This window comes from Rubrimonas sp., assembly GCF_036788415.1.
Taxonomy (GTDB): domain Bacteria; phylum Pseudomonadota; class Alphaproteobacteria; order Rhodobacterales; family Rhodobacteraceae; genus Rubrimonas.
This window is the reverse complement of sequence record NZ_DAIQNN010000024.1, coordinates 1-19,858: the sequence shown is the minus strand read 5'-3', so window position 1 is coordinate 19,858 and position 19,858 is coordinate 1. Positions and strand designations below refer to the sequence as shown.

Genomic DNA, 19,858 nt, shown 5'->3' with positions numbered 1-19,858 from the left:
GCCGCAAAGACCCTCGCCGCGATGAGCGCGCGGGAGAAGGCGATCTTCGGCGTGCCGATCGAAGTCACGGTGTCGGTCGGGCGCGCGCGCCCGCTGATCTCCGAGATCGTCTCGCTGCGCCGCGACTCGGTGCTGCCGCTCGAGAGCCGCGTCGAGGACCCGGTCGAAGTCTATGTCGGCTCGCAGCTGATCGCCCGCGGCGAGTTGCAGGAGCTCGAGGACGATGGCGGGCGGCTCGGGGTTCGGCTAACCGAGATCATGGATCTCGGCGGGGGCTGAGCGCGGTCATGTCGAGGCTCGGGGCGCTTGCGCTCTGCGCGGCGGCGGCGCTCTGCGTCGCGGCGCAGCCGGCGCTCGCGCAGTCGCTGACCGTCGATCTGGGAACCGAGGGCGGCTCGCTGACCGCGCGGCTGGCGCAGCTCTTCGTGTTGATCACGCTGCTGAGCCTCGCGCCGGGCCTCGCCATCATGATCACCTGCTTTCCCTTCATGGTCACTGCGTTGTCGATCCTGCGTCAGGCCATCGGCGTGCAGCAGGCGCCGCCCAACATGATGATCGTCAGCCTCGCGCTGTTCCTGACCTATTTCGTGATCGAACCCGTGGCCCAGCAGAGCTGGACGGAAGGCGTGCAGCCGCTGCTCGACGGGACGATCTCCGAGGAGGAGGGCGTCGCCCGCGCTTTCGAGCCGTTCCGCGTCTTCATGGAAGGCCGCGTGGACCCCGATACGCTGGCCGTCATGACCGAGGCCGCGCCGGGGCGCGCCGCGCCCGGACCGGACGGCCGGCCGCATGTCTCGGTGCTGATCCCGTCCTTCATGCTGAGCGAGATCCAGCGCGGCTTCGAAGTCGGCTTTCTGATCTTTCTGCCGTTCCTGATCATCGACCTCGTCATCGCCTCGGTTCTGATGTCGATGGGCATGATGATGGTGCCGCCCGCGGTGGTCGCGCTGCCCTTCAAGCTCGCCTTCTTCGTCGTCGCCGACGGCTGGGCGCTGCTCGCCGGCGCGCTGGTGAGAGGATATGCGACATGAGCGCCAATCTGCCCGTCGCCGCAGGACGCGACCCGGGCGTGGCCCCGCCCGACCATCGCGCGCATGACAAGAGCGCGCTGGCCGACAATCTCGAAGTCAGCCTCTCGCTCGCCGACAAGGCGGCGATCATCATGGCGGCGCTGGGGCCGGAGGCGGCGCCCCATGTGCTTCAGGGCGTCAGCGAGACCACGATGCGCCGCTTCGCCCAGGCGATGAGCGGGATGTGGCGCATCTCGCCGGAGCTGCTCGACAAGACCATCGCCGATTTCACCGACGAGCTCGGCGCCAATCGCGAGATCAAGGGCGGGGCGGGCGAGGCGCGGCGCATCCTGCGCGAGCTGCTGGACGACGATTCGGTTTCGCGCATCATGGACGACGTGGATGCGGGCGGCGGGCGCACGCTGTGGGAGAAGCTGTCCAACAGCTCCGACCAGGCGCTGGCCGGCTTCCTGCGCCACGAGCATCCGCAGACCGCCACGGTGGTGCTGTCGAAGATGCGTTCGGACAAGGCCGCGCGCATCCTCGAACGCCTCGACCCCGAATTCGCGCAAGTGATCGTGCTGCGGCTGGCGCGGGTGCCGCGCCTCGATTCGGAAGTGATGGAGATCCTCAAGGACGTCATCACCCGCGAATTCCTCGCGGTCATGCAGCGCGAGCAGGCGACGCGCCGCCCGGCCGACGTCATCGGCTCGATGATGAACAACGTCTCCGCCTCCAACCGCGCGCGGCTGCTGCAGCAACTCGAACAGGAGAAGCCGAAGCTCGCGAGGCAGGTCCAGAAGGTCATGTTCACCTTCGCCGACCTCTCCGAGCGCGTGGAGGCGCGCGACGCGGGGCTCCTGCTCAAGGCGGTGGACGAGCCGACCATGCTCAAGGCGCTCCGCTTCGCAGAGAGCAACGCGCCGCGGGTGATCGACTTCTTTCTGTCCAACCTCTCCAAGCGCCTCGCCCAGCGCCTCGAAGGCGAGATCAAGCAGATCGGCGACGTCAGCCCGCGCGACGGCGAGGCGGCGCAGACCGAAGTGGTCCGGGTCGCCCGCGAACTCGCCCAGCAGGGCGAGCTCAAGCTGGTGGAAGTCGAGGAGGAGGAATAGCGCGCCGAAGGGGTCTGCGGAGCGTCTCCCGCAGTTGCTCCCTCAGCTGTCTCAGGGCGCGCGCCCGGCGAGGCTGCGGACCAGTTCGGGATCGAGGTCGAAATGCGCGATGGCCTCGGAGATGACGGCGTCGTCGATCGCCGGCGGCGACAGGTCGACCCCCTTGGCGAGCTTGCGGCAGATAAAGTCGATCGCCTCGATCCGGGCGCTCTTCTTGTCCTCCGAGGACAGCACGCGCCACGGCTCCGCCCCTTCCGTGCGGCTGAACATCTCCTCGGCCGCCTCGACATAGGCGTCCCACTTGCCGCGGTTGCGGAAGTCCTCGTAACTCAGCTTCCAGCGCTTGAGCGGGTCGCGCAGCCGGTCCTCGAAGCGGCGCAGCTGTTCCTCCTGCGAGATGTAGAGGAAGATCTTGATCACCCGCACGCCATCGTCGACCAGCATCCGCTCGAAGGTGTTTATTTCGTCATAGGCCGCCTTCCATCGGCTTTTCGGCGCATAGCCTTCGACGCGCTCGACCAGCACGCGCCCGTACCAGGATCGGTCGAAGATCGCGATGGCGCCCTTGCCCGGAAGCTTGTCCCAGAATCGCGCGAGGTAATGCCGCTCGGCGAAATAGTCGCGCGGCGCTCCGATCGGCCAGACCTTGCAGCCGCGCGGGTCGAGGGCCGCCGAGATGCGGCGGATGCAGCCGCCCTTGCCGGCGGCGTCCCAGCCCTCGAACACCACGACTGCGTTGCGCCCCTGGAGCAGATAGGCCTGCTGGATCTCGCGCAACCGCATCTGCAGCTTGGCGAGGCGCTTTTCATAGAGCTCGCGCGGCAGCCGCGCGCCTAGGTCGAGCGTCGCCAGTCGGCCTGACTTCTTCTTCGCCAAGGGGGCCTCGTTCTGCTGTTTGCCGCGCAGCCTAGCGCGCCAGCGCGAATGGAATGGGCGCCGCGCATCGCCGCGCCGGCGCTGTTTCGCTGCGTTCAGCTTGCGCGTGCATGCCGCTCGGCGAACCGGCGATTTGCGGCGCGCGCCCCCCAGGCCAGCGCGATGGCGATGACCCCTGCTGCGATCAGCGCGGACGGTTCGTCCTCGAACGTCTCGAACCACTGGGTGTAGAAATGGATAGCCCCGAACGTGGCGGCGGCGTTGAAGATCGAGCGGCGGTCGGTCAGCGCCGCCCAGAGCGCGGTGCCGAGCAGAAGGAGCGCCCACATGATCGAGAAGGCCGCTGCGGGTATTTCGAGCGCCGTCGCACTGAACGCCTCCCACGCCGCCGCCGCCTGCGCGTGCGCCGCCTCCCAGGCCGCTTCCTCGTAGGGCTGGCCTTGGATCTCGGCGAAGAAGTCGGCGCGGTTGGGGCCCCAGAGATGAGCGCCCACCCAGTCGCCCCAGAGCGAGCCGATCCAGAACGCGACGTTGATCCAAACGAAGGCGAGCAGCCCGACGATGCGAGCGTGGCGCGACCAGCGTTCGACCTCGAAGCGCGTGGTCAACAGGCAGAGACCCGCGATCAGGGCGAACTGTGCGATCGTCAGCGTGGATTCATAAATGGTCACGCTGTAATTCGCGCCGGAATACGCCGTGGTCGAGAGAGCCGAGGCGAAGAAGGCGATCGACAGCGCCGAGAGCGCCCGCACGTCGAGCCACAGCCCCAGCGCGAGCACGGCGACGCCAGCGTAAAGCATGGCCAGCCAGTCGAGGTCGAGGCTCGGCTGCGCGGTCAGCAAGCCCCACAGATGAAGCGAGAGTCCAGCGACGGCCGCCATCCCCGCAGCGAAGGCGAACCGGTCCGGCAGAAGGATGCGCGCCCGCAGACCCGCCGCAGTGGCGAACCCCCCGATCAGGATCTGCGGCATGCGGGAGGAAAAATTCTCCGCAGCGAACCAGCCGACGCCCCAAATTGTCAGCGCGAGGCCGATCACGACGGCGGCATGTGCTGGAACGCGCAGTCTCTCGCCGAAGCGCGCGACCCCCGCAGCGCCCGCCCCGAAGATCAATAGCCCCGCGAGCGTGAGCCCCAGCGGCCCCGACGTCCAGAGGATCGCGCCGAGAGTTACGGCGACGATCCCCGCCACGTAGACCGTGTTGATCCCGAACGCCGCCATGTCGGCCCGGGCGCGGCGCTTCATCGCCGCGGCCTGATCCCGGCTGATCGTACCATCGGCCTCGAACTCGTCCAGCGCCACGAGCCACCGCATCACCGCCCCCACTGGAGACCGCCGCAACGAAATGATGGACGTCGGCGCGCTGAGAGGCCATGACGCGCGTCAAGGTCGCGCAGCGCGACATCGGAAGCGGCGGCGCCGGGCGACGGGAATGCGGAGGACGAAATGAGCGAACGCGATCTGATGCCCGGCTGGTCGGTCGAGCTGCTGCACGACGATTTCCGCCAGTGTCTCAAGGAGGCGACGCTCCTCTACGACAGCGAGACCGCGCATCAGCGCTTGCGCGTGTTCCGCAATCCAACCTTCGGGCGCATCCTCACGCTGGACGGCGTCGTGCAGGTCACCGAGGGCGACGAGTTCATCTACCATGAGATGATGGCGCATGTGCCGATGCTGGCGCATGGCGCGGCGAAGCGCGTTCTGATCGTGGGCGGCGGCGACGGCGGCATGGCGCGCGAGGCGCTCAAGCATCCCGGCCTCGAACGACTCGTCATGGTCGAGATCGACGCCGGCGTGATCGAGTTCTCCAGGCGCTATCTCCCCGGGATCGGCGCCGGCGCCTTCGACGATCCGCGCCTTGAGATCGTGATCGCCGACGGCGCGGACTTCATGCGCGAGAGCGCGGAAGTCTTCGACGTGATCCTCGTCGACAGCACCGACCCGATCGGCCCAGGCGAGACGCTTTTCACCGACAGTTTCTACGGCTGCGCCCGCAAGCGGCTCGCGGAGGGCGGGATCATGGTGACGCAGAACGGCGTGCCCTTCCTGCAGAAGGCCGAGCTGACCCGCAGCATGACCGCCTTCAAGGCGCTGTTCCGCGATTACGGCTGCTACATGGCGACCATCCCGACTTATGTCGGAGGTCCGATGGCGATGGGCTGGGCCACCGATGGCGACGCCCGCGGCGTGGCGGCCGCCACGCTGGCCGAGCGCGTCGCGGAGATCGGGCTGGAGGCGCGATACTACACCCCCGAGATTCACAAGGCCGCCTTCGCCCTGCCGGGCTACGTCTCGGCGCTTATGCCCTGACCCCCTGATGAACTGTGCCCGCCTCAGGCCGCCTCGACATGGCCGTAGAGCCAGTCGAGCCGGCTCATGGCGAGGCTTGAGGACAGCCGCGCCCCGAGCGCGATCGGGGCGTAGCGCGCCGCCTGTTCGAGCGGGCTGCGGGCGTGAAACAGCCGCGCATTCGCGCGCGCGACCATCTGGACGCGCGTCGCGCGCGGCCGCCGAACGACCTCATACGCTGCGAGCGCCGTCTCCGGCGCCACCGCTTCGTCCGACAGCAGACGCGCCAGCGCCGCGCCGTCCTCGAAAGCCTGCACCGCGCCCTGCGCCATGAAAGGCAGCATCGGATGGCAGGCGTCGCCGAGCAGAGCCGCGCGCCCCGCGCGCCAGGCGGGCAGGGGAGGGTGGTCGAACAGGCCCCAGAGCAGGCACTCCTCGGCGGCCTCGAGCACTGCGGTCGCCTCGCGGCTCCAGCCGGCGAAGGCGGCGCGCATGGCGCCCAGATCGCCTTTCTCCGACCAGCTCTCCTCGGTCCAGGCGTCGCGCTCCTCGACGGCGACGAAGTTCACCGTGTCGCCCCGGCGCAGGTAATAGGTGACCAGATGCCGCCCGGGCCCGACCCAGACTGTGGCGCTCGGGCGCACCAGCCCCTTCGGCAGCGCGCGTGCGGGCACGGTTCCCCGCCAGGCGATCTGGCCGGTGAAGCGCGGCTCGCGCGCGCCGAACAGCGCCGCGCTCACCCGCGAGCGCACGCCGTCCGCGCCGAGGATCACGTCGGCTCCCACGGTCTCGCCGGTCTCCAGAGTCAACGCCCCCTCGGGCGACGCGTCCGCGACGGCCGCCCCGAGGCGGATTTCGGCGCCCGCGGCCCGCGCCGCGGCCTCCAGCGCCTCCATCAGATCGGCGCGGTGGACCTGAAGATAGGGCGCTTTCCAGCGCCGCTCGGCGGCCGCCCCGAGCGGAAGGCGCAGGATCGTCGCCCCCGAGCGGCCGAGCCGCATCTCCGCCGCCTCGGGCTGGAAGGCGCGGCGCTCGACGGCGCTCAACGCGCCGATGCGGGCCAGCATCCGCGCCCCGTTGGGGCTGACCTGGATGCCTGCGCCGGCCTCGCCCAGCCGTTCGGCGCGCTCGACCACGACGACCTCGGCGCCGCGCCGCGCCAGCGCCGCCGCCGCATGAAGCCCGCCGAGCCCCGCCCCTGCGATCGCGATCTTCAGCCGCCGCATCCGCCTGTTCCCCCCGCCCCTCGCTCGCGCGCTTTTCTTGCGCGACCGCGCGGGGATGCGCAATGATCGCGCGCATAACGCGCCGCCTTCAGGGCGCGAGGGGACTGGGAGGGATCGATGAGCGGCGATAGCGACAAGTTCGACGTTTATCAGGACAAGAGCGGCGCCTGGCGCTGGCGGCGCACCGCCACCAACGGAAATATCGTGGGCGCTTCATGCCAGGGCTACGCCAACCGCTCCGATTGCGAGGCGAACATGACCCGCGGCTCCGTCGCCACGGACACATGGGAGTTCTACGAGGACAAGGCCGGCGAGTGGCGCTGGCGGCGGACTGCGCAGAACGGCCACATCGTCGGTGCGTCCTCCGAGGGCTACAAGGCGCGTCGCGACGCCGAAGCCAACGCGGCGCGGCAGGGCTTCTCCGCCTGATCGCACCGCGCCTTGACCGGGCGCAAGGCGCCCGGGCGGTGGCTGCGTGAAACTTACGCCAAGGCGGCGAACGCCGTCGTCGAGCGGGAGATGACGCCATGAGCTACAAGACGATTCTCGTCCACATCGCCGACGATCCCGCCGGGCTCGCGCGCGTCGACGCCGCCGCCCGCCTCGCCGAGTCGCAACGCGCCCGGCTCGTGGGCTTGGCCACGGTCGCGCAACCGACGCCGGTCCTCGTCGAAGGGTCTGCGGCGGCGGCCGGCATCTGGGCCGAGCAGGCCGCCGAGTTCGAGGGCCATGCGCGGCATGCAGCCGACGCCTTCCTCGCCAAGATGCGCCAGCGCGGGATCGAGGCCGAGGCGCGCATCGCCGGCGGCTTCGAGGAGAACGCCGGCGGGGCGCTGGCGCTGAACGCGCGCTACGCCGATCTGACCGTGATCGGAGGGCGCGACGCGGTGGCCACACGCCCGCTCGCCGACGCGCTGATCGACGGCGCGCTGTTCGACAGTGGGCGGGCTGCGCTGATCGTCCCGGCGCTCGGCGTCGGGGCGACCCTCGGCGCGCGCCCGATGGTGGCCTGGGACGGCGGCGCGCAGGCGGCGCGCGCGGCGCGGGAGGCGCTCCCGTTCCTCATCTCCGCCGCCGAGACCCGGGTCTGCGTCGCGAAGACCTATTTCGGGATGGGCCGTCATGGCGAGGAGCCGGGCGCGGACGTGGCGCGTTGGCTGTCCGGCCACGGCGCGAAGGTGACTGTCGAAGTCATCGACCCCGAAGGTCACACCATCGCCGAGGCGCTCGCCGCCGCAGCGCGTCGGTCGGGCTGCGATCTGATCGTGATGGGCGGGTTCGGCCATTCGCGGCTGCGCGAGTCGATCTTCGGCGGCGTGACTTCGGACATGGTCTCGCACCCGCCGCTGCCGCTTCTGCTGGCGCATTGAGTTTCAGGACGCCAGCGCGCTGCGAACCGGTCGCGCGCTGGCGCCTTCAGAGCGCCTCACGCTGCTTGGAGTTGCGGCGAGAACGTCGCAGCGGCGCGGGTCGCCGGCTCCACGTGGGCGGGGAAGCGATCGATCGACGGAAAATAGTCGATGGCGCGCTGGCCGATCAGTCCGGCGCGCTCGCCGAGGCGATCCCGAGCTTCCGGGGTGATCTCCCAGAGACCGCCGCAGATCTCGCCCTCCGGAGTCTGACGCGTCCCGAGGATTTCCGGCTCGAAGCCGCAGGCCTTGAAGACGCGCTGCATCGGACGGAAGAACACCGCCACGCAGAACTCCACTCCCGAGCGCAAGGACAGGTCGCAGCCCGCCCAGAGCAGCGCCGCCGGAGCGCGGCGCGCGATGGCCGAGCCGGGCTGAAGCCGCGGCGAGACGCACAGACGCGTGATCTCCCAGATCAGGGGGCTGTTCAGTTCGACTCCGCCGGTGAGGTCGGAAAAGTGCTCTGCGATCATCGTGCGCCCGGTCGTCGGCATCATTCGCCCGGACCCGCAATGCTCCCCGTTCTCATCCTCGATCATGACATAGATCGGATTGAGCTCGTCGTACTGGTCGAATTCGAGGCCCATGTCGTCAAGCTGAATCGCTTCCCAACGAAGACGCTCATGGAATTGCGAGGCCCGGTCACGGAACATCGAGGCGGCGAGCAGCGGGCGGCGATACAGGTCGGCGGCTTGGACGATCTTGATCATCTCGCACTCCGGTGTCTGGGAAGATGCGAGGAATTTTATTCGAATTGTTGAATAAATTGATAATTAGTAAACTTTTTACTAAACGTTTATAAGTCCTTTTTGGACTCCGATAGCAACGGCGTGCTGAATATTGAGGGCGCACAATTTATGCCTGGCGCTGTCCAGATAAACGCGGAGCGTATTTTCAGATATTTTCAGATCGTAGGCAACTTGCGCCCGACTCTTGCCGAGGGCGATGTAAGTTAATACGTCCTTTTCACGGCTTGAAAGCACAGGCGCAGGTGGAGACCCAAATATCTTTTCGATCTCAAGAACTTTCTGGTGAAAGAAATGCGCTACAATCAGGAGGTCGGATTTGTGAGTTTCAATGAAATTTTGCCACTCGCTGTCAGTTGCGGTGCTGTTCACCACGAAAAGCGCGAACTGTCCATTTGGCCCGCGGACCGGCACCGTGTAGCCTTGATTTCCCAAGCCGCACTCGACAGCCTCCATAAGAAACTGGCGACGCTTGCGCGTATCCCAAGGCAGGCTTTTCCAGTTGATCGGCAGGAAGCTCCGCGATGCGCCTTCGACCACCGGATCGATTCGCGCGTAACCCGCCTCGGAGTAGCGCGCGCCCCATTCCGGCGAGTAGCTCACCGTCGCGAGCGATCCCGCCTCGCGCCACCAGAAGCCGGCATTGTTGGAAAGCTCGCCGACCGTGCGGGACGCGACCACGTAGTCGCGCCCGAGCGACAGTGCGATGTAGGCCACATGCGCGACGTCGAAGACGTCGCGGATGCGGTCGACCAGCAGCCCGAGGTTCTCAATGGAGACCGGGTCGCCGAGCGCCTCGAAAAGCATCTGGACTTTCGAGGACATCGTCCTCCACCGCCTCCGTGCGCCAATGGGCTTCGTGGTATTCCGAAGCCGCGAGCAGCATAGCATCGTCGAGATGCTCTGCGAGACGGTGAAGGCCCTGAGACCGCGCCGCCTCACGCGTATTGCCGAGCATTTCGAGAACCCAAGCCTCAGTCATGACGACACTCCGTGCAGATCGTTAACCTTCCCCTAAAATTATCGGAGAAGTTCGTCGGGCGAAATTCGCCAAGCTGGGCTCATCAGAAATGGCGAGGCGCCGTCGCGAAAGCCGTTGGATGCGCATGAGGGGCGCGTCTGCGGCGGGTGTCCGTACTGATTCGCTCTCGCTCCAGCGGCGCCCCGCGCTCGGCCCTCCCGCCTGCTGCGGCGGAGGGTTGTTGCGGGGCGCGAGGGGCTGTGGCAGGTCCTCTGCGGCGAGAGGTCGGACCTCGCGGCGAGGGCGGAGGGGCATGGGCATGGATTTCGTGGCGCAGCGCGTGGCGATGGTGGATCGCCAGATTCGCCCGTCGGACATTTCCGAGCCGGAGATCGTCGAGGCGATGCTCGCGATCCCGCGCGAGTCCTTCGCGCCCCGTGCGCATCGGGCGGTCGCCTACGCCGATGCGCCGATTCCGCTTGCGCCGGGGCGGGCGATGCTCGAGCCGCGCACGCTGGCCAAAATGATCGACGCGCTCGAGGTGCGCGCAGATGCGCTCGCGCTCGTGGTCGGGGCCGGCTGCGGTTACTCGGCGGCGCTGATGGCGCAACTCGCAGCGGCCGTCGTCGCCGTCGAGGAGGACGCGACGCTCGCCGCGCAGATGACGGCGCAGGCGGCGGCGCTCGACGTCGACAATCTGGTCGTCGAGACCGCTCCGCTCGCCACGGGCGCGCCCGGGTCCGGACCCTACGATGCGATTCTCGTCGAAGGCGGCGTCGCCGTCGAGCCGACGGCGCTTCTCGACCAGCTCAAGGATGGCGGCCGGCTCGCGGCGATCTGGGTGGACGGACCGATGTCGTGGTGCCGCGTCTGGCTGCGTTCGGGCGCGACGATATCGGCGCGCCGTGTATTCGACGCCTCCGCGACCCTGTTGCCCGGATTCGACTCATCGCCGGAATTCACCTTCTGACGTCTATGAAGGGGTTGCAGGCCGCCGTTCGCGCAGTACCGTCGCTTCAAATCGCAGAATAAAGGAATGTCGGATGAGAGGCACCACGAGCATGGCGCGGATTCTCGCGCTGGCGGCGTTCGTTGCGATGCATGCGCCCGGGGTGGAGGCGCGCACGCTGCGCGAGGCCTTCGCCATCGCCTACGAGACGAATCCCGACCTGATCGCCGCTCGCGCCGATCTGCGCGCCCTCGACGAAAGCGTCAATCAGGCGCGCGCAGGGATGCGGCCTGATGTCGACTTGGAGTTTCGCTACGAACTTGAGGCGCGCGACAGTCAGATCGCCGGACGCCAGGACTCCGACCCGTTCACAGCGCGCGTCGTCGCGTCTCAGGCGATCTATGACGGCGGTAGGACTTACAATTCTGTGCTTGGCCGCGTCGCGGACGTCTCCGCAGCGCGGTCCCGGCTGCTTCAGCTCGAGCAGCAGGTCCTCCTCGACGTCGCGACGGCCTATGTGGACATTCTGCGCGATCGCGCTTTCGTCGATCTCGCTCAGAACAACGTTCGGGTGATCTCGGAGCAGTTGCGCGCATCTCAGGACCGATTCGAGGTCGGCGAAGTGACCCGCACCGACGTGAGCCAGGCCGAGGCGCGGCTCGCCGAATCGCGGGCGCGGCTCGCGACTTCGGAGGCGCAGCTGGCGCGTTCCGAGCAGACGTTCCGCGCAGTGGTCGGCGAGGAGCCCTTCGGTCTCGAGCGCACGCCGCCCTTGCCGACGCTGCCTGCGTCGCTCGACGCGGCGGTCGATCTGGCGTTGCAGAACCATCCCCTGCTGTCCGCCGCGCGCTTCGATGAGACGTCGGCGCGGCGCGACGTTCGCACCGCCGTCGGCGGGCTGCTTCCGACCGTCTCGCTGGAGGCCTCCGGCGGATACGACGACAACAGCGTGCTTCTCGACGATCTCCGCAACAACGATACGGTCTCTGGGGCCGTCGGCGTCGTGGCGCGGATTCCGATCTATCAGGGCGGCGCAGCCTACAGCCGCGTGCGGCAGGCGCAGGCGCGGGCCAGTTCGGCGCGCGCGGGGCTCAGCGTCGAGGCGCGGGAGCGGCGCCGTCAGGCGGAAGCGGCCTGGACCGAGCTTCTCGCTGCCCGCGCCAACATCGTCGCCGGACGCGAGCAGGTTCAGGCCGCCCAGCTCGCCTTCGAGGGCGTCCGCGAGGAGGCCATCGTCGGCTCGCGGACCACGCTCGACGTGCTCGACGCCGAGCAGGAGCTTCTCGACGCGCGTTCGCGTCTCGTCGAGACGACGCGCAACGAGTTCGTCGCCGCCTATTCGCTGCTCTCGACGATCGGCGCACTGACCATGGCCGATCTCGACGTCGCGGCGGTGGCCTATGATCCGGCGATCAATTACGACGCGAACAATGCCCGCTTCTTCGGGTTCGAGCGCGACGAGGACACGGTTTGGGAGACGCTCTGGCGACCCTGACGCGGTCCGGGCCGCGACGCGCGCCCCGGGCGCTCCAGTGAGGACGACTGCGCCATGACCGATCCGCGCCCCGTCAGCGATCCGGCCGCCATGGCCGACATCCTCGCCTCGATACGCAGGATCGTCGCGGAGGAGGACCGCAAGTTCGAGCATGCGCCATTGCGGGGGGGCGCCCCTGACGGGGTGCTCGTGCTGACGCAGGAGATGCGGATCGACGCCCCTGCAGTCGCCACGCCGCAGGCGGCGAGCGTCTCTGCGGCCACGGTCGTCGCGCCTCCGGCGCCCGCCGCCGCTCCGCCGGAGGCGCTGGACGCGTCGCCCGGGCTGAGCCCCGGGCTGGACGATGTCGAGCTGTCGGCGGACGAGGCGGTGATGGTCGACATCGCCCGCGCGGTCTTCGCCGAGGAGGTCGAGCGTCTCGGCGCCGAGGCGCTTGCGCCTGGCCTTCGCGAGATCGTTCGCGAGGAGGTCGCGCGCGCGCTCGCCGCCCGGGGCTGAGCCGCCTCGGGCCGGGCGCAGCGGTCAGGCGTCGATCATCCGCCCGACATCGGCGGCGCGCCCTTCCAGCTCGGCGGCGAGCCGCGCCAGCGCCGCGGCGCGCTCCGCCATGACGCGGCGCGCGGGCCCCGCGTAAAACCCCAGCGCTTCGGCGTCCTGAGCGACCGCTGCGGCATCGGCCGAAGCCGCAGCCGCCATGGCCGTCAGCAGCGCTCCGCGCGCCTCGGCGGCTTCCGCGAACGCCTGATCCGGCGAAGCCGCGGCGCGCAGCGCGGCGACGTCTCCGACGGCGCGCGCATGCGTCGCCTCGGCGAGCGCCGCCGAGCGCCGCGCGCTGTCGAGGGCGGCGTCGGCCGCTTCGAGTCGGTCCATCGGCGTCAGCGTCGCATCGGGGCGTCCGGCGAGCGCGGCGGCGTAGGCGGCGCCGCCTTCGCTGAAAAAGGCGCGCTGCCGCCCCCGGCCGCTCAATGCGCTGCGCCAGTCCCAGCTCCACAGCGCCGCGGCGAGATCGTTCCCGCTGCGCGGGGCGACCGGCATCGCCTGCAGCCGCCGCGCTTCCGCGATTTCCTCGGGCGTCAACGCTTCGGGGGCGCGCGTCGCTTCCGAAAGGGCGCCCTCCATGCGCGAGCCGGGCGAGGCGGCGCAGCCGGCGAGCGCGACCGGACCGAGGACCGCAAGGACGGTCAGCGCGCGCAGCATCGCCGGCCCTGCGTCAGTCGACGAAGGCGCGTTCGACGACGACGGTGTTCGGCATCGAGTTCGAACCCTCGACAAGTCCGAACCCTTCGCAGATCTCCTTGGTCTCGCGCAGCATCTCCATCGAACCGCAGATCATCGCGCGGTCGTTCTCAGCGCAGATCGGCGGCACGCCGAGCATCTCGAAGACCTCGCCGTCGCGCATCATGTCGGTGATGCGGCGCGGGCGGGGGAAGGGCTCGCGGGTCACTGTCGTGAAGTGGATCAGCTTGTCGGCGAACTCGCCCACCAGCGGGTCCTCGCGCATGGCCGCGACCAGCTCCTCGCCATAGCCGAGTTCGGCGACTTCGCGGCAAGTGTGGGTGAGGATCACCTGATCGAACTTGTCGTAGGTCTCGGGGTCGCGGATCAGCGAGGCGAAAGGCGCGATCCCCGTCCCCGTGGAGAACATCCACACCCGCCTGCCCGGCAGCAGCGCGTCGAGCACCAGCGTTCCGGTCGGCTTCTTCTTCATCAGGATGGTGTCGCCGACCTGGATCTTCTGCAGATGTTCGGTCAGCGGGCCGCCCGGCACCTTGATCGAGAAGAACTCCAGCTCCTCGTCCCAGGCCGGGCTCGCGATCGAGTAGGCGCGATAGACCGGGCGTTCCGCGTTCGGCAGCCCGATCATCACGAATTCGCCCGAGCGGAAGCGCAAGCTCGGCGGGCGCGTGATGCGGAACATGAACAGCCGGTCGGTGTAGTGCTTCACCATCGTCACCGTCTCGGCGAAGACGTTGCCGGGAACGGGGAAGGGCGCCGGCGCGCCGGCGACGCGCGCCTCGATGATGTGGGTGTCGCCGTCGGCCATTCATCGCTCCCGCGCAGGTGAGACTCGCGTCGTGGCTAGCCGCCTTCGGCCTGGGGCGCAACCTTTCGCGGGCGCGACATGGCGTCGGAGGGCGGGCGCCGGATCAGGCCGTCCCTCCCGTCGCCGACAGCGCCGCGGGCGACACGCCGAGCTTGGCGAGCGCGCGCTCCCATTTCATGGCGTCGTCGCGCGAGAACAGGATCTCTTCGTCCGCCTCGCAGGTCAGCCAGCCGTTGCGCTGCAGCTCGCCCTCCAGCTGGCTCGGGGCCCATCCGGAATAGCCGAGCGCGATCAGTGCCTTGCGGGGGCCCGAGCCCGCCGCCATGGCGCGCAGCACTTCGAGCGTCGCCGTCAGGCTGATTCCCTCGTCGACCCGCATAGTGCTGTCGTCGATATGGAAGTCGCTCGAATGCAGCACGAAGCCGCGCGCGGTCTCGACGGGGCCTCCGACATGCACGTCGGCGAGCTGCGCCTGCGGCCCCACTTCGATTTCAAGTTGCGCCATCAGTTCGCCGAAACTTACGCCGGGGGCGCGACGGTTGACGACAAGGCCCATCGCGCCTTCGTCGGAATGCGAGCACATGTAGATCACGGCCCGTTCGAAGCGCGGATCTCCCATGCCCGGCATGGCGATCAGCAGCTTTCCGTTCAGATGTCGTTCCGGCTCGATGCGCATGACGCTATGGTGAGACGCGCGCGCCGGCGGATCAAGGGCGCAGCGCGCTGGCGGCGCGGATTTCGCGCAGGGCGGGGAGACGGCGATGGCGCGAATGGCTCTGACGGTCGCGGCGGCGGCGCTCGCCACGGTCGCGGCGCAGGCGCAGGACCTCGCCCCGGGCATCCGCGCCGAGGCGATGCTGTCGGACGGGTGGGCCGAGCCCGATGGAGCGCGCGTGGCCGGGCTGTCGATCGCCCTCGCCGAGGGCTGGAAGACCTATTGGCGGGCGCCGGGCGAGGCGGGCATTCCGCCGCTCTTCGACTGGTCCGGCTCGCGCAACGTCGCCGCGGTCGAAGTGGTTTGGCCGACGCCGCATGTCTTCGACAGCTTCGGGATCGCCACCATCGGCTATTCCGACCATGTTACCCTTCCGCTGCGCGTGACGCTCGTGGACGCCACGGCCCCCGCCTCATTGGCGCTGGCGCTCGATTTCGGCGTCTGCGCCGAGATCTGCGTGCCGGAGCGCGCCGAGCTGACGCTGGACCTGCCGGCCGAAGCGCCCGGAGCGCCGGGCGGTCCGATCGCCTCGGCGCTCGCGCGCGCGCCGCTTCCGGGGTCCGAGGCCGGTCTGGCGCGGGCGGAATGCGCGCTGATCGGGGCAGGCGCGGAACGGCGCTTCGAGGCGCGGCTGGTTTTCGAGCAGGCCCCGCCGCGCGACGCGTTGCTGGTGGTCGAAGGCCCGCCCGGCGCATGGTTCGCCCCGCCCGTCCTCCGCGTCGAGGGGCGGGCGCTGGTGGCCGAGGGCGAGGCCCGGCTCTGGGACCCCGCGCTCTGGATCGGGCGCGACGCCCTGCGCCTCAGCCTCGTCTCGCCCGCGGGCGTGATCGAGCAACGGGGTTGCGCCGCGCCGGGCGCGCCTTCCGGCGGTTGAGCGCCTTGCTCGCGCGTTGCCGCGCGTTTATGTGACCTGCGACAACGTGATCCCGGATCAGGCGGACCGATGCTGGAAGTCGATCGCATCGTCATGGCGTTCGGCGGCTTCCGCGCCGTGGACGGCTGCACGCTGCGCGCCGACAAAGGCGCGATCACCGGGCTGATCGGCCCGAACGGCGCAGGCAAGACCACCCTCTTCAATGTGATAGCCGGCGCTCTGAGGCCGACCTCGGGCCATGTCCGTTTCGAAGGCGCCGACGTCACGGGCCTGTCGGCGGACGCCCTTTTCCATCGCGGCCTCGTGCGCACCTTCCAGATCCCGCACGAGTTCCACCGCCTCAGCGCGCGCGAGAACCTGATGATGGTGGCGCCGTCGCAATCCGGCGAGAGCCTGTTCGCCAACTGGCTGCGTTGGGGCGGCGTGCGCGCCGAGGAGGAGCGGGTGCGCGCCCGCGCCGAGGACGTGCTCGACTTTCTCAACCTGCGCCATGTCGCCGACCAGCGCGCGGGCCAGCTGTCGGGCGGCCAGAAGAAGCTCCTCGAACTCGGTCGCGCGATGATGACCGACGCGCGCATGGTGCTGCTCGACGAGCCCGCCGCCGGGGTCAACCGCACGCTCCTGCGCGAGATCGAGGAGAAGATCCTGTGGCTCAATCGCGAGCGCGGCTACAGCTTCGTGCTGATCGAGCACGACATGGAGATGATCGAGCGCCTGTGCGATCCCGTGATCTGCATGGCCGAAGGCAAGGTGCTTACCGAAGGCGCTTTCGCCGACGTGCGCAACGACCCGCGCGTGCTGGAAGCCTATCTCGGCGAGCGCGCCGCATGAGCGCGCTCCTCAGCATCGAGGACGTCACCGCCGGCTATGGCGAGGCCGACATCCTTTTCGACCTCGACCTCGAGGTGCGTTCGGGCGAGATCGTCGCCATCGTGGGCCCGAACGGGGCCGGCAAGTCCACCGCCATGAAGGCCGTGTTCGGCCTGTTGCGCGTGCGGCGGGGCCATATCTGGTTCAACGGCAACCCGATCTCCGGCTGGTCGCCCGACCGCATCGTGCGCCACGGCGTGTGCTATGTTCCGCAGGTCGACAACGTGTTCCGCGATATGAGCGTGCACGAAAATCTCGAGATGGGCGCCTTCATCCGCCGCGACGACCTGTCGGCGGCCTTCGAAAAGGTCTATGCGCTGTTTCCCGACCTGCGCGACAAGCGGCGCGAGATGGCGGGGCGGCTGTCGGGGGGGCAGCGGCAGATGGTGGCGATGGGGCGCGCGCTGATGCTCGATCCGAAGCTGCTGCTGCTCGACGAGCCGACGGCGGGCCTCAGCCCGAAGTACATGGAGCGCATCTTCGAGATCGTGCGCGACGTGCGCCGCGCGGGCGTCTCGATCCTGCTCGTGGAGCAGCACGCCAAGCAGGCGCTGGCCTTCTGCGACCGCGGCTATGTGCTCGCGACCGGGCGCAACCGTCGCGATGGGACAGGGGCCGACTTGCTGGGCGATCCCGAGATCGCCCGGCTTTTCCTCGGAGGGTGAGACGATGGCGAGACTGACGGATCGGCTTGTCGATTTCTGGGACTGGTCGCGCCGGGTGACCGGCTTCGACCGCGTGTCGAAGGAAAAGCGCCGCGAGATCGCCGAGACGCGCGGTCGGATCGGGCAGATCCTCTTCTACGCCCGCCCTGCGCTCGCGCTGCTGGTGATCCTGTACCTCGTCTCGGCCTTCACCCGGCTCAGCCTGACCGCGGGCGACGAGCTCGGCTATCCACAGCGCGTGATCTCCGGGACCGGCGCGGAGCCCGGTTCGCGCCTCCCGGACGGCTCGGGCTGCGCGCCGAGCCAGACCGTCGCCGTCACCTCCTACATTCTCGACGTGCTGGTGAACCAGAACGTCTGGGCGCCGGGCGACCCGCAATACAAGTTCGGCTGGTTCGGCATCTGGAGCTTCGAGAGCGGCCCGTTCTTCGACAACAAGGCGTCGTTCCAGATCGGCGCGCTGCGCGCCGTGCGGCGCATCGGCGTCGAGGCGGTGGACCTTCTCGGCCGCGCGCGCGGCACCTCGGCCCCCGACAGCGCGCTGACCGACGCGCGCGGGGCGTTGCAGTGGAACGAGCGGGCGTGGATCATCAACCCGTTCAGCCAGAGGCTGCCCTTGCTCTCCAACTCCGCGGCCGCGACTTTTCGAGACGCCAAGGAGTCGCTCGACATTTACAATCTGCGCCTCACCGAGTGCGCGGCGCTGTTCGACGCGCGCAGCGACAACCTTTTCCAGCTGCTCGACCGCATCGCCAACGACATCGGCGGCATGACCGATCAGCTCGCCTCGCGCTCGAAAGGCGAGCGCTGGGATCCCGCGACCAAGGCGTTCGTGCCGGGAGACGGGAACAACAACGGGATTTTCGACTTTCGCGCCGACAACCTGTTCTACGAGGCGCACGGGATGATGTGGGCCTATCACGGCATCCTGCAGGCCATGCGTCTCGACTTCGCGGATGTCGTGCGCCAATCCAATCTCGACCAGATCTGGGACCGCATGGAGACCCACATCGCCGAATCCGCCGGTCTCGCGCCGATCATCGTCTCCAACGGGCGCGAGGATTCGCTTTTCCAGCCCGACCACCTCTCCGCGATGGCGGTGAACATGCTGCGCGCCCGCGCCAACATGACCGAGCTGCGCGAAATCCTGAACCGCTGATGGACCTGCTCTACTTCGTCAATTTCCACCTCGCGCCGGGCCTCGTGCTCGGCGCGATCTACGCTCTGGGCGCGATCGGCGTGACGCTGGTGTTCGGCGTGATGCGCTTCGCCCATCTCGCCCATGGCGACCTCGCCACGCTCGGCGCCTTTCTCGCCCTCGCCGTGGTCCAGTTCGCCGGCGTCAGCCCATGGGTCGGCCTGCCCGTCGCGATGGCGGGCGCGGCCGCCGTGGCCATCGGGTCGGACCGGCTGTTCTACGCCCATCTGCGCGCCCGCCCGCTCATCATAACGGTCATCGCCTCGCTCGGCGTCGCGCTGATGCTGCGCTCGGTCGTGCAGATCGTGTTCGGCGTGGACAGCCAGAGCTACGCGCGCGGCATCGTGCGCCCCGACGACTACTGGGGCGTGCGGCTGCGCGACCGCGAACTTCTGACCCTGCTCGCCACTTTCGCCATCGTGATCGCGCTGCACCTGTTCCTGTCGCGCACGCGCTGGGGCAAGGCGATGCGGGCGATGTCGGACAATCCCGACCTCGCGCGCCTGTCGGGCGTCGACACGCGGGTGGTCACCGCGCTCACCTGGGGCATCGTCGGCGCGATGGCGGCTGCGGCGGGGTTCTTCCTCGGGCTCAACACCGAACTGCGCTCGATGATGGGCTGGCAGATGCTGCTGCCGATGTTCGCCGCGGCGATCCTCGGGGGGGTTGGGCGCGTCGAGGGCGCGCTGCTCGGCGGGCTGATCGTCGGCGTCGTCGAGGAGAGCTCGGTGCTGCTGATCCCCGCCCAGTACAAGAGCGCGATGGCCTTCGTCATCCTGCTGCTGATGCTCGCGGTTCGCCCGACGGGCCTGTTGCGGGGCAAGGTGCTGTGACGGGGAGGGGCTGAGGCGATGGAGTGGATCGGGCTCGCCACCTATGGCGCGCATCTGGCCGTGTTCATCGGCGTCTATGGCGTGCTCGCGTTGGGGCTCAACGTGCAATGGGGCTTCGCGGGCCTGTTCAACGCCGGGATCGCGGGCTTCTTCGCCGTCGGCGCCTACGCCTCGGCCATCGTCACCTCGGCCGCCGCCGACGGGCGGATCGGCGGCTTTGCGCTCCCCGCGCCGCTCGGCTGGATCGCCGCCATGGTCCTCGCCGCGGCCATCGCCTGGCCGATCGGAAAGATCTGCCTGCGCTTCCGCTCCGACTATCTCGCCATCGCCACCATCGGCGTCGCCGAGATCATCCGCCTCGTCGCCCGCTCCGAAGGCTGGCTGACGGGCGCCGCCTCCGGCATCTCCAACTTGCCGCGCCCCTTCGCGACTGGCGGGTCGGCGCAGGCGGCGCTCCAGTCCAACCTCGCCTATCTGGCGCTGGTGCTGGCGATCCTCGCGGCCTCCTACTGGGCGGTGGAGCGCCAGCTGCGCGCGCCGTGGGGCCGGATGATGCGCGCGATCCGCGACAACGAGACCGCCGC

Annotated in this window: 23 protein-coding genes; 15 read left to right on the top strand and 8 right to left on the bottom strand. The window is 69.1% G+C overall.

Annotation, left to right across the window (positions count from 1 at the left end):
• Positions 1-21 precede the first annotated feature (21 nt).
• The 3 genes from V7Q31_RS08150 to V7Q31_RS08140 are packed head-to-tail and all read left to right on the top strand — an operon-like array spanning position 22 to position 2,125.
• A complete protein-coding gene (locus V7Q31_RS08150) occupies positions 22-279 on the top strand; it encodes a FliM/FliN family flagellar motor switch protein (RefSeq protein WP_333833221.1) in 258 nt (85 codons plus the stop codon).
• 8 nt (positions 280-287) lie between these two features.
• Positions 288-1,031 (top strand): flagellar type III secretion system pore protein FliP, encoded by a 744-nt coding sequence (fliP, locus tag V7Q31_RS08145; RefSeq protein WP_333833198.1) that lies wholly within the window; start codon positions 288-290, stop codon positions 1,029-1,031.
• Positions 1,028-2,125: a flagellar motor switch protein FliG gene (locus V7Q31_RS08140; protein WP_333833197.1), complete on the top strand. Its 1,098-nt coding sequence runs from the start codon at positions 1,028-1,030 to the stop codon at positions 2,123-2,125. Before fliP ends, V7Q31_RS08140 begins: the two co-directional genes overlap by 4 nt.
• 51 nt (positions 2,126-2,176) lie before the next feature.
• Here V7Q31_RS08140 and V7Q31_RS08135 read toward each other — a convergent pair whose 3' ends face one another.
• Positions 2,177-3,001: a polyphosphate kinase 2 family protein gene (locus V7Q31_RS08135; protein ID WP_333833196.1), complete on the bottom strand. Its 825-nt coding sequence runs from the start codon at positions 2,999-3,001 to the stop codon at positions 2,177-2,179.
• A 95-nt stretch (positions 3,002-3,096) separates the two neighbouring features.
• Positions 3,097-4,314 carry a hypothetical protein gene (locus tag V7Q31_RS08130; RefSeq protein ID WP_333833195.1) on the bottom strand — a complete coding sequence of 406 codons (1,218 nt, stop codon included), beginning with the start codon at positions 4,312-4,314 and terminating at the stop codon, positions 3,097-3,099.
• A 132-nt stretch (positions 4,315-4,446) separates the two neighbouring features.
• On the opposite strand from V7Q31_RS08130, the gene speE reads away from it, so the two are divergent.
• Positions 4,447-5,310, top strand: a complete 864-nt coding sequence (gene speE, locus V7Q31_RS08125; RefSeq protein WP_333833194.1) for a polyamine aminopropyltransferase — start codon at positions 4,447-4,449, stop codon at positions 5,308-5,310.
• A 23-nt stretch (positions 5,311-5,333) separates the two neighbouring features.
• Here the strand turns inward: speE and V7Q31_RS08120 are convergent, their stop codons facing one another.
• A complete protein-coding gene (locus V7Q31_RS08120; RefSeq protein WP_333833193.1) occupies positions 5,334-6,515 on the bottom strand; it encodes an FAD-dependent monooxygenase in 1,182 nt (393 codons plus the stop codon).
• 117 nt (positions 6,516-6,632) lie between these two features.
• Between V7Q31_RS08120 and V7Q31_RS08115 the strand changes: the two genes are divergently transcribed.
• Together V7Q31_RS08115 and V7Q31_RS08110 are read left to right on the top strand one after the other, a co-directional pair.
• Positions 6,633-6,944, top strand: a complete 312-nt coding sequence (locus V7Q31_RS08115) for a YegP family protein (RefSeq protein ID WP_333833192.1) — start codon at positions 6,633-6,635, stop codon at positions 6,942-6,944.
• A gap of 98 nt (positions 6,945-7,042) precedes the next feature.
• Positions 7,043-7,885 (top strand): universal stress protein, encoded by an 843-nt coding sequence (locus V7Q31_RS08110; RefSeq protein ID WP_333833191.1) that lies wholly within the window; start codon positions 7,043-7,045, stop codon positions 7,883-7,885.
• A 56-nt stretch (positions 7,886-7,941) separates the two neighbouring features.
• Here the strand turns inward: V7Q31_RS08110 and V7Q31_RS08105 are convergent, their stop codons facing one another.
• Together V7Q31_RS08105 and V7Q31_RS08100 are read right to left on the bottom strand one after the other, a co-directional pair.
• Entirely contained in the window at positions 7,942-8,634 is a 693-nt protein-coding gene (locus V7Q31_RS08105) for an acyl-homoserine-lactone synthase (protein ID WP_333833190.1), read from the bottom strand.
• A 78-nt stretch (positions 8,635-8,712) separates the two neighbouring features.
• On the bottom strand, positions 8,713-9,477 hold the full coding sequence (locus V7Q31_RS08100) for a helix-turn-helix transcriptional regulator (RefSeq protein WP_333833189.1): 765 nt from the start codon (positions 9,475-9,477) through the stop codon (positions 8,713-8,715).
• Between the two features lie 467 nt (positions 9,478-9,944).
• On the opposite strand from V7Q31_RS08100, the gene V7Q31_RS08095 reads away from it, so the two are divergent.
• From V7Q31_RS08095 to V7Q31_RS08085, 3 genes are all read left to right on the top strand, one after another.
• A complete protein-coding gene (locus V7Q31_RS08095) occupies positions 9,945-10,601 on the top strand; it encodes a protein-L-isoaspartate O-methyltransferase family protein (RefSeq protein ID WP_333833188.1) in 657 nt (218 codons plus the stop codon).
• A 73-nt stretch (positions 10,602-10,674) separates the two neighbouring features.
• On the top strand, positions 10,675-12,075 hold the full coding sequence (locus V7Q31_RS08090) for a TolC family outer membrane protein (RefSeq protein ID WP_333833187.1): 1,401 nt from the start codon (positions 10,675-10,677) through the stop codon (positions 12,073-12,075).
• Positions 12,076-12,129: 54 nt separating this feature from the next.
• Positions 12,130-12,573 (top strand): hypothetical protein, encoded by a 444-nt coding sequence (locus V7Q31_RS08085; protein WP_333833186.1) that lies wholly within the window; start codon positions 12,130-12,132, stop codon positions 12,571-12,573.
• A 24-nt stretch (positions 12,574-12,597) separates the two neighbouring features.
• On the opposite strand, the gene V7Q31_RS08080 is transcribed toward V7Q31_RS08085, so the two are convergent.
• From V7Q31_RS08080 to V7Q31_RS08070, 3 genes are all read right to left on the bottom strand, one after another.
• Positions 12,598-13,272, bottom strand: coding sequence for a hypothetical protein (locus V7Q31_RS08080; protein ID WP_333833185.1), 675 nt, complete (start codon positions 13,270-13,272; stop codon positions 12,598-12,600).
• Between the two features lie 13 nt (positions 13,273-13,285).
• Entirely contained in the window at positions 13,286-14,023 is a 738-nt protein-coding gene (locus V7Q31_RS08075; protein ID WP_333833220.1) for a ferredoxin--NADP reductase, read from the bottom strand.
• Between the two features lie 199 nt (positions 14,024-14,222).
• Positions 14,223-14,795 carry a YqgE/AlgH family protein gene (locus V7Q31_RS08070; protein WP_333833184.1) on the bottom strand — a complete coding sequence of 191 codons (573 nt, stop codon included), beginning with the start codon at positions 14,793-14,795 and terminating at the stop codon, positions 14,223-14,225.
• Positions 14,796-14,880: 85 nt separating this feature from the next.
• Here V7Q31_RS08070 and V7Q31_RS08065 point away from each other — a divergent pair, with 85 nt between their 5' ends.
• The 6 genes from V7Q31_RS08065 to V7Q31_RS08040 all read left to right on the top strand — a co-directional run.
• The gene (locus V7Q31_RS08065) at positions 14,881-15,708 is read left to right on the top strand and encodes a protein-disulfide reductase DsbD domain-containing protein (protein ID WP_333833183.1); all 828 of its coding nucleotides are present in this window, start codon (positions 14,881-14,883) and stop codon (positions 15,706-15,708) included.
• A gap of 69 nt (positions 15,709-15,777) precedes the next feature.
• Positions 15,778-16,539 (top strand): ABC transporter ATP-binding protein, encoded by a 762-nt coding sequence (locus tag V7Q31_RS08060; RefSeq protein WP_333833182.1) that lies wholly within the window; start codon positions 15,778-15,780, stop codon positions 16,537-16,539.
• Positions 16,536-17,243 carry an ABC transporter ATP-binding protein gene (locus V7Q31_RS08055; protein ID WP_333833181.1) on the top strand — a complete coding sequence of 236 codons (708 nt, stop codon included), beginning with the start codon at positions 16,536-16,538 and terminating at the stop codon, positions 17,241-17,243. Before V7Q31_RS08060 ends, V7Q31_RS08055 begins: the two co-directional genes overlap by 4 nt.
• 4 nt (positions 17,244-17,247) lie before the next feature.
• Complete coding sequence (locus tag V7Q31_RS08050; RefSeq protein WP_333833180.1) at positions 17,248-18,402, top strand: DUF2333 family protein; 1,155 nt, start codon at positions 17,248-17,250, stop codon at positions 18,400-18,402.
• Positions 18,402-19,274 (top strand): branched-chain amino acid ABC transporter permease, encoded by an 873-nt coding sequence (locus V7Q31_RS08045; protein ID WP_333833179.1) that lies wholly within the window; start codon positions 18,402-18,404, stop codon positions 19,272-19,274. Before V7Q31_RS08050 ends, V7Q31_RS08045 begins: the two co-directional genes overlap by 1 nt.
• An 18-nt stretch (positions 19,275-19,292) precedes the next feature.
• Positions 19,293-19,858, top strand: a 566-nt coding sequence (locus V7Q31_RS08040; RefSeq protein WP_333833178.1) for a branched-chain amino acid ABC transporter permease, incomplete at its 3' end; no start/stop codon positions are given.

Coding starts and splice junctions, on each gene's coding strand:
- V7Q31_RS08105 (WP_333833190.1), bottom strand. CDS start 8,634: ATGATCAAGATCGTCCAAGCCGCCGACCTGTATCGCCGCCCGCTGCTC.
- fliP (WP_333833198.1), top strand. CDS start 288: ATGTCGAGGCTCGGGGCGCTTGCGCTCTGCGCGGCGGCGGCGCTCTGC.
- V7Q31_RS08080 (WP_333833185.1), bottom strand. CDS start 13,272: ATGCTGCGCGCGCTGACCGTCCTTGCGGTCCTCGGTCCGGTCGCGCTC.
- V7Q31_RS08055 (WP_333833181.1), top strand. CDS start 16,536: ATGAGCGCGCTCCTCAGCATCGAGGACGTCACCGCCGGCTATGGCGAG.
- speE (WP_333833194.1), top strand. CDS start 4,447: ATGAGCGAACGCGATCTGATGCCCGGCTGGTCGGTCGAGCTGCTGCAC.
- V7Q31_RS08140 (WP_333833197.1), top strand. CDS start 1,028: ATGAGCGCCAATCTGCCCGTCGCCGCAGGACGCGACCCGGGCGTGGCC.
- V7Q31_RS08075 (WP_333833220.1), bottom strand. CDS start 14,023: ATGGTGAAGCACTACACCGACCGGCTGTTCATGTTCCGCATCACGCGC.
- V7Q31_RS08060 (WP_333833182.1), top strand. CDS start 15,778: ATGCTGGAAGTCGATCGCATCGTCATGGCGTTCGGCGGCTTCCGCGCC.
- V7Q31_RS08150 (WP_333833221.1), top strand. CDS start 22: ATGAGCGCGCGGGAGAAGGCGATCTTCGGCGTGCCGATCGAAGTCACG.
- V7Q31_RS08085 (WP_333833186.1), top strand. CDS start 12,130: ATGACCGATCCGCGCCCCGTCAGCGATCCGGCCGCCATGGCCGACATC.
- V7Q31_RS08045 (WP_333833179.1), top strand. CDS start 18,402: ATGGACCTGCTCTACTTCGTCAATTTCCACCTCGCGCCGGGCCTCGTG.
- V7Q31_RS08090 (WP_333833187.1), top strand. CDS start 10,675: ATGAGAGGCACCACGAGCATGGCGCGGATTCTCGCGCTGGCGGCGTTC.
- V7Q31_RS08070 (WP_333833184.1), bottom strand. CDS start 14,795: ATGCGCATCGAGCCGGAACGACATCTGAACGGAAAGCTGCTGATCGCC.
- V7Q31_RS08130 (WP_333833195.1), bottom strand. CDS start 4,314: ATGCGGTGGCTCGTGGCGCTGGACGAGTTCGAGGCCGATGGTACGATC.
- V7Q31_RS08100 (WP_333833189.1), bottom strand. CDS start 9,477: ATGCTTTTCGAGGCGCTCGGCGACCCGGTCTCCATTGAGAACCTCGGG.
- V7Q31_RS08115 (WP_333833192.1), top strand. CDS start 6,633: ATGAGCGGCGATAGCGACAAGTTCGACGTTTATCAGGACAAGAGCGGC.
- V7Q31_RS08120 (WP_333833193.1), bottom strand. CDS start 6,515: ATGCGGCGGCTGAAGATCGCGATCGCAGGGGCGGGGCTCGGCGGGCTT.
- V7Q31_RS08110 (WP_333833191.1), top strand. CDS start 7,043: ATGAGCTACAAGACGATTCTCGTCCACATCGCCGACGATCCCGCCGGG.
- V7Q31_RS08065 (WP_333833183.1), top strand. CDS start 14,881: ATGGCGCGAATGGCTCTGACGGTCGCGGCGGCGGCGCTCGCCACGGTC.
- V7Q31_RS08050 (WP_333833180.1), top strand. CDS start 17,248: ATGGCGAGACTGACGGATCGGCTTGTCGATTTCTGGGACTGGTCGCGC.
- V7Q31_RS08095 (WP_333833188.1), top strand. CDS start 9,945: ATGGGCATGGATTTCGTGGCGCAGCGCGTGGCGATGGTGGATCGCCAG.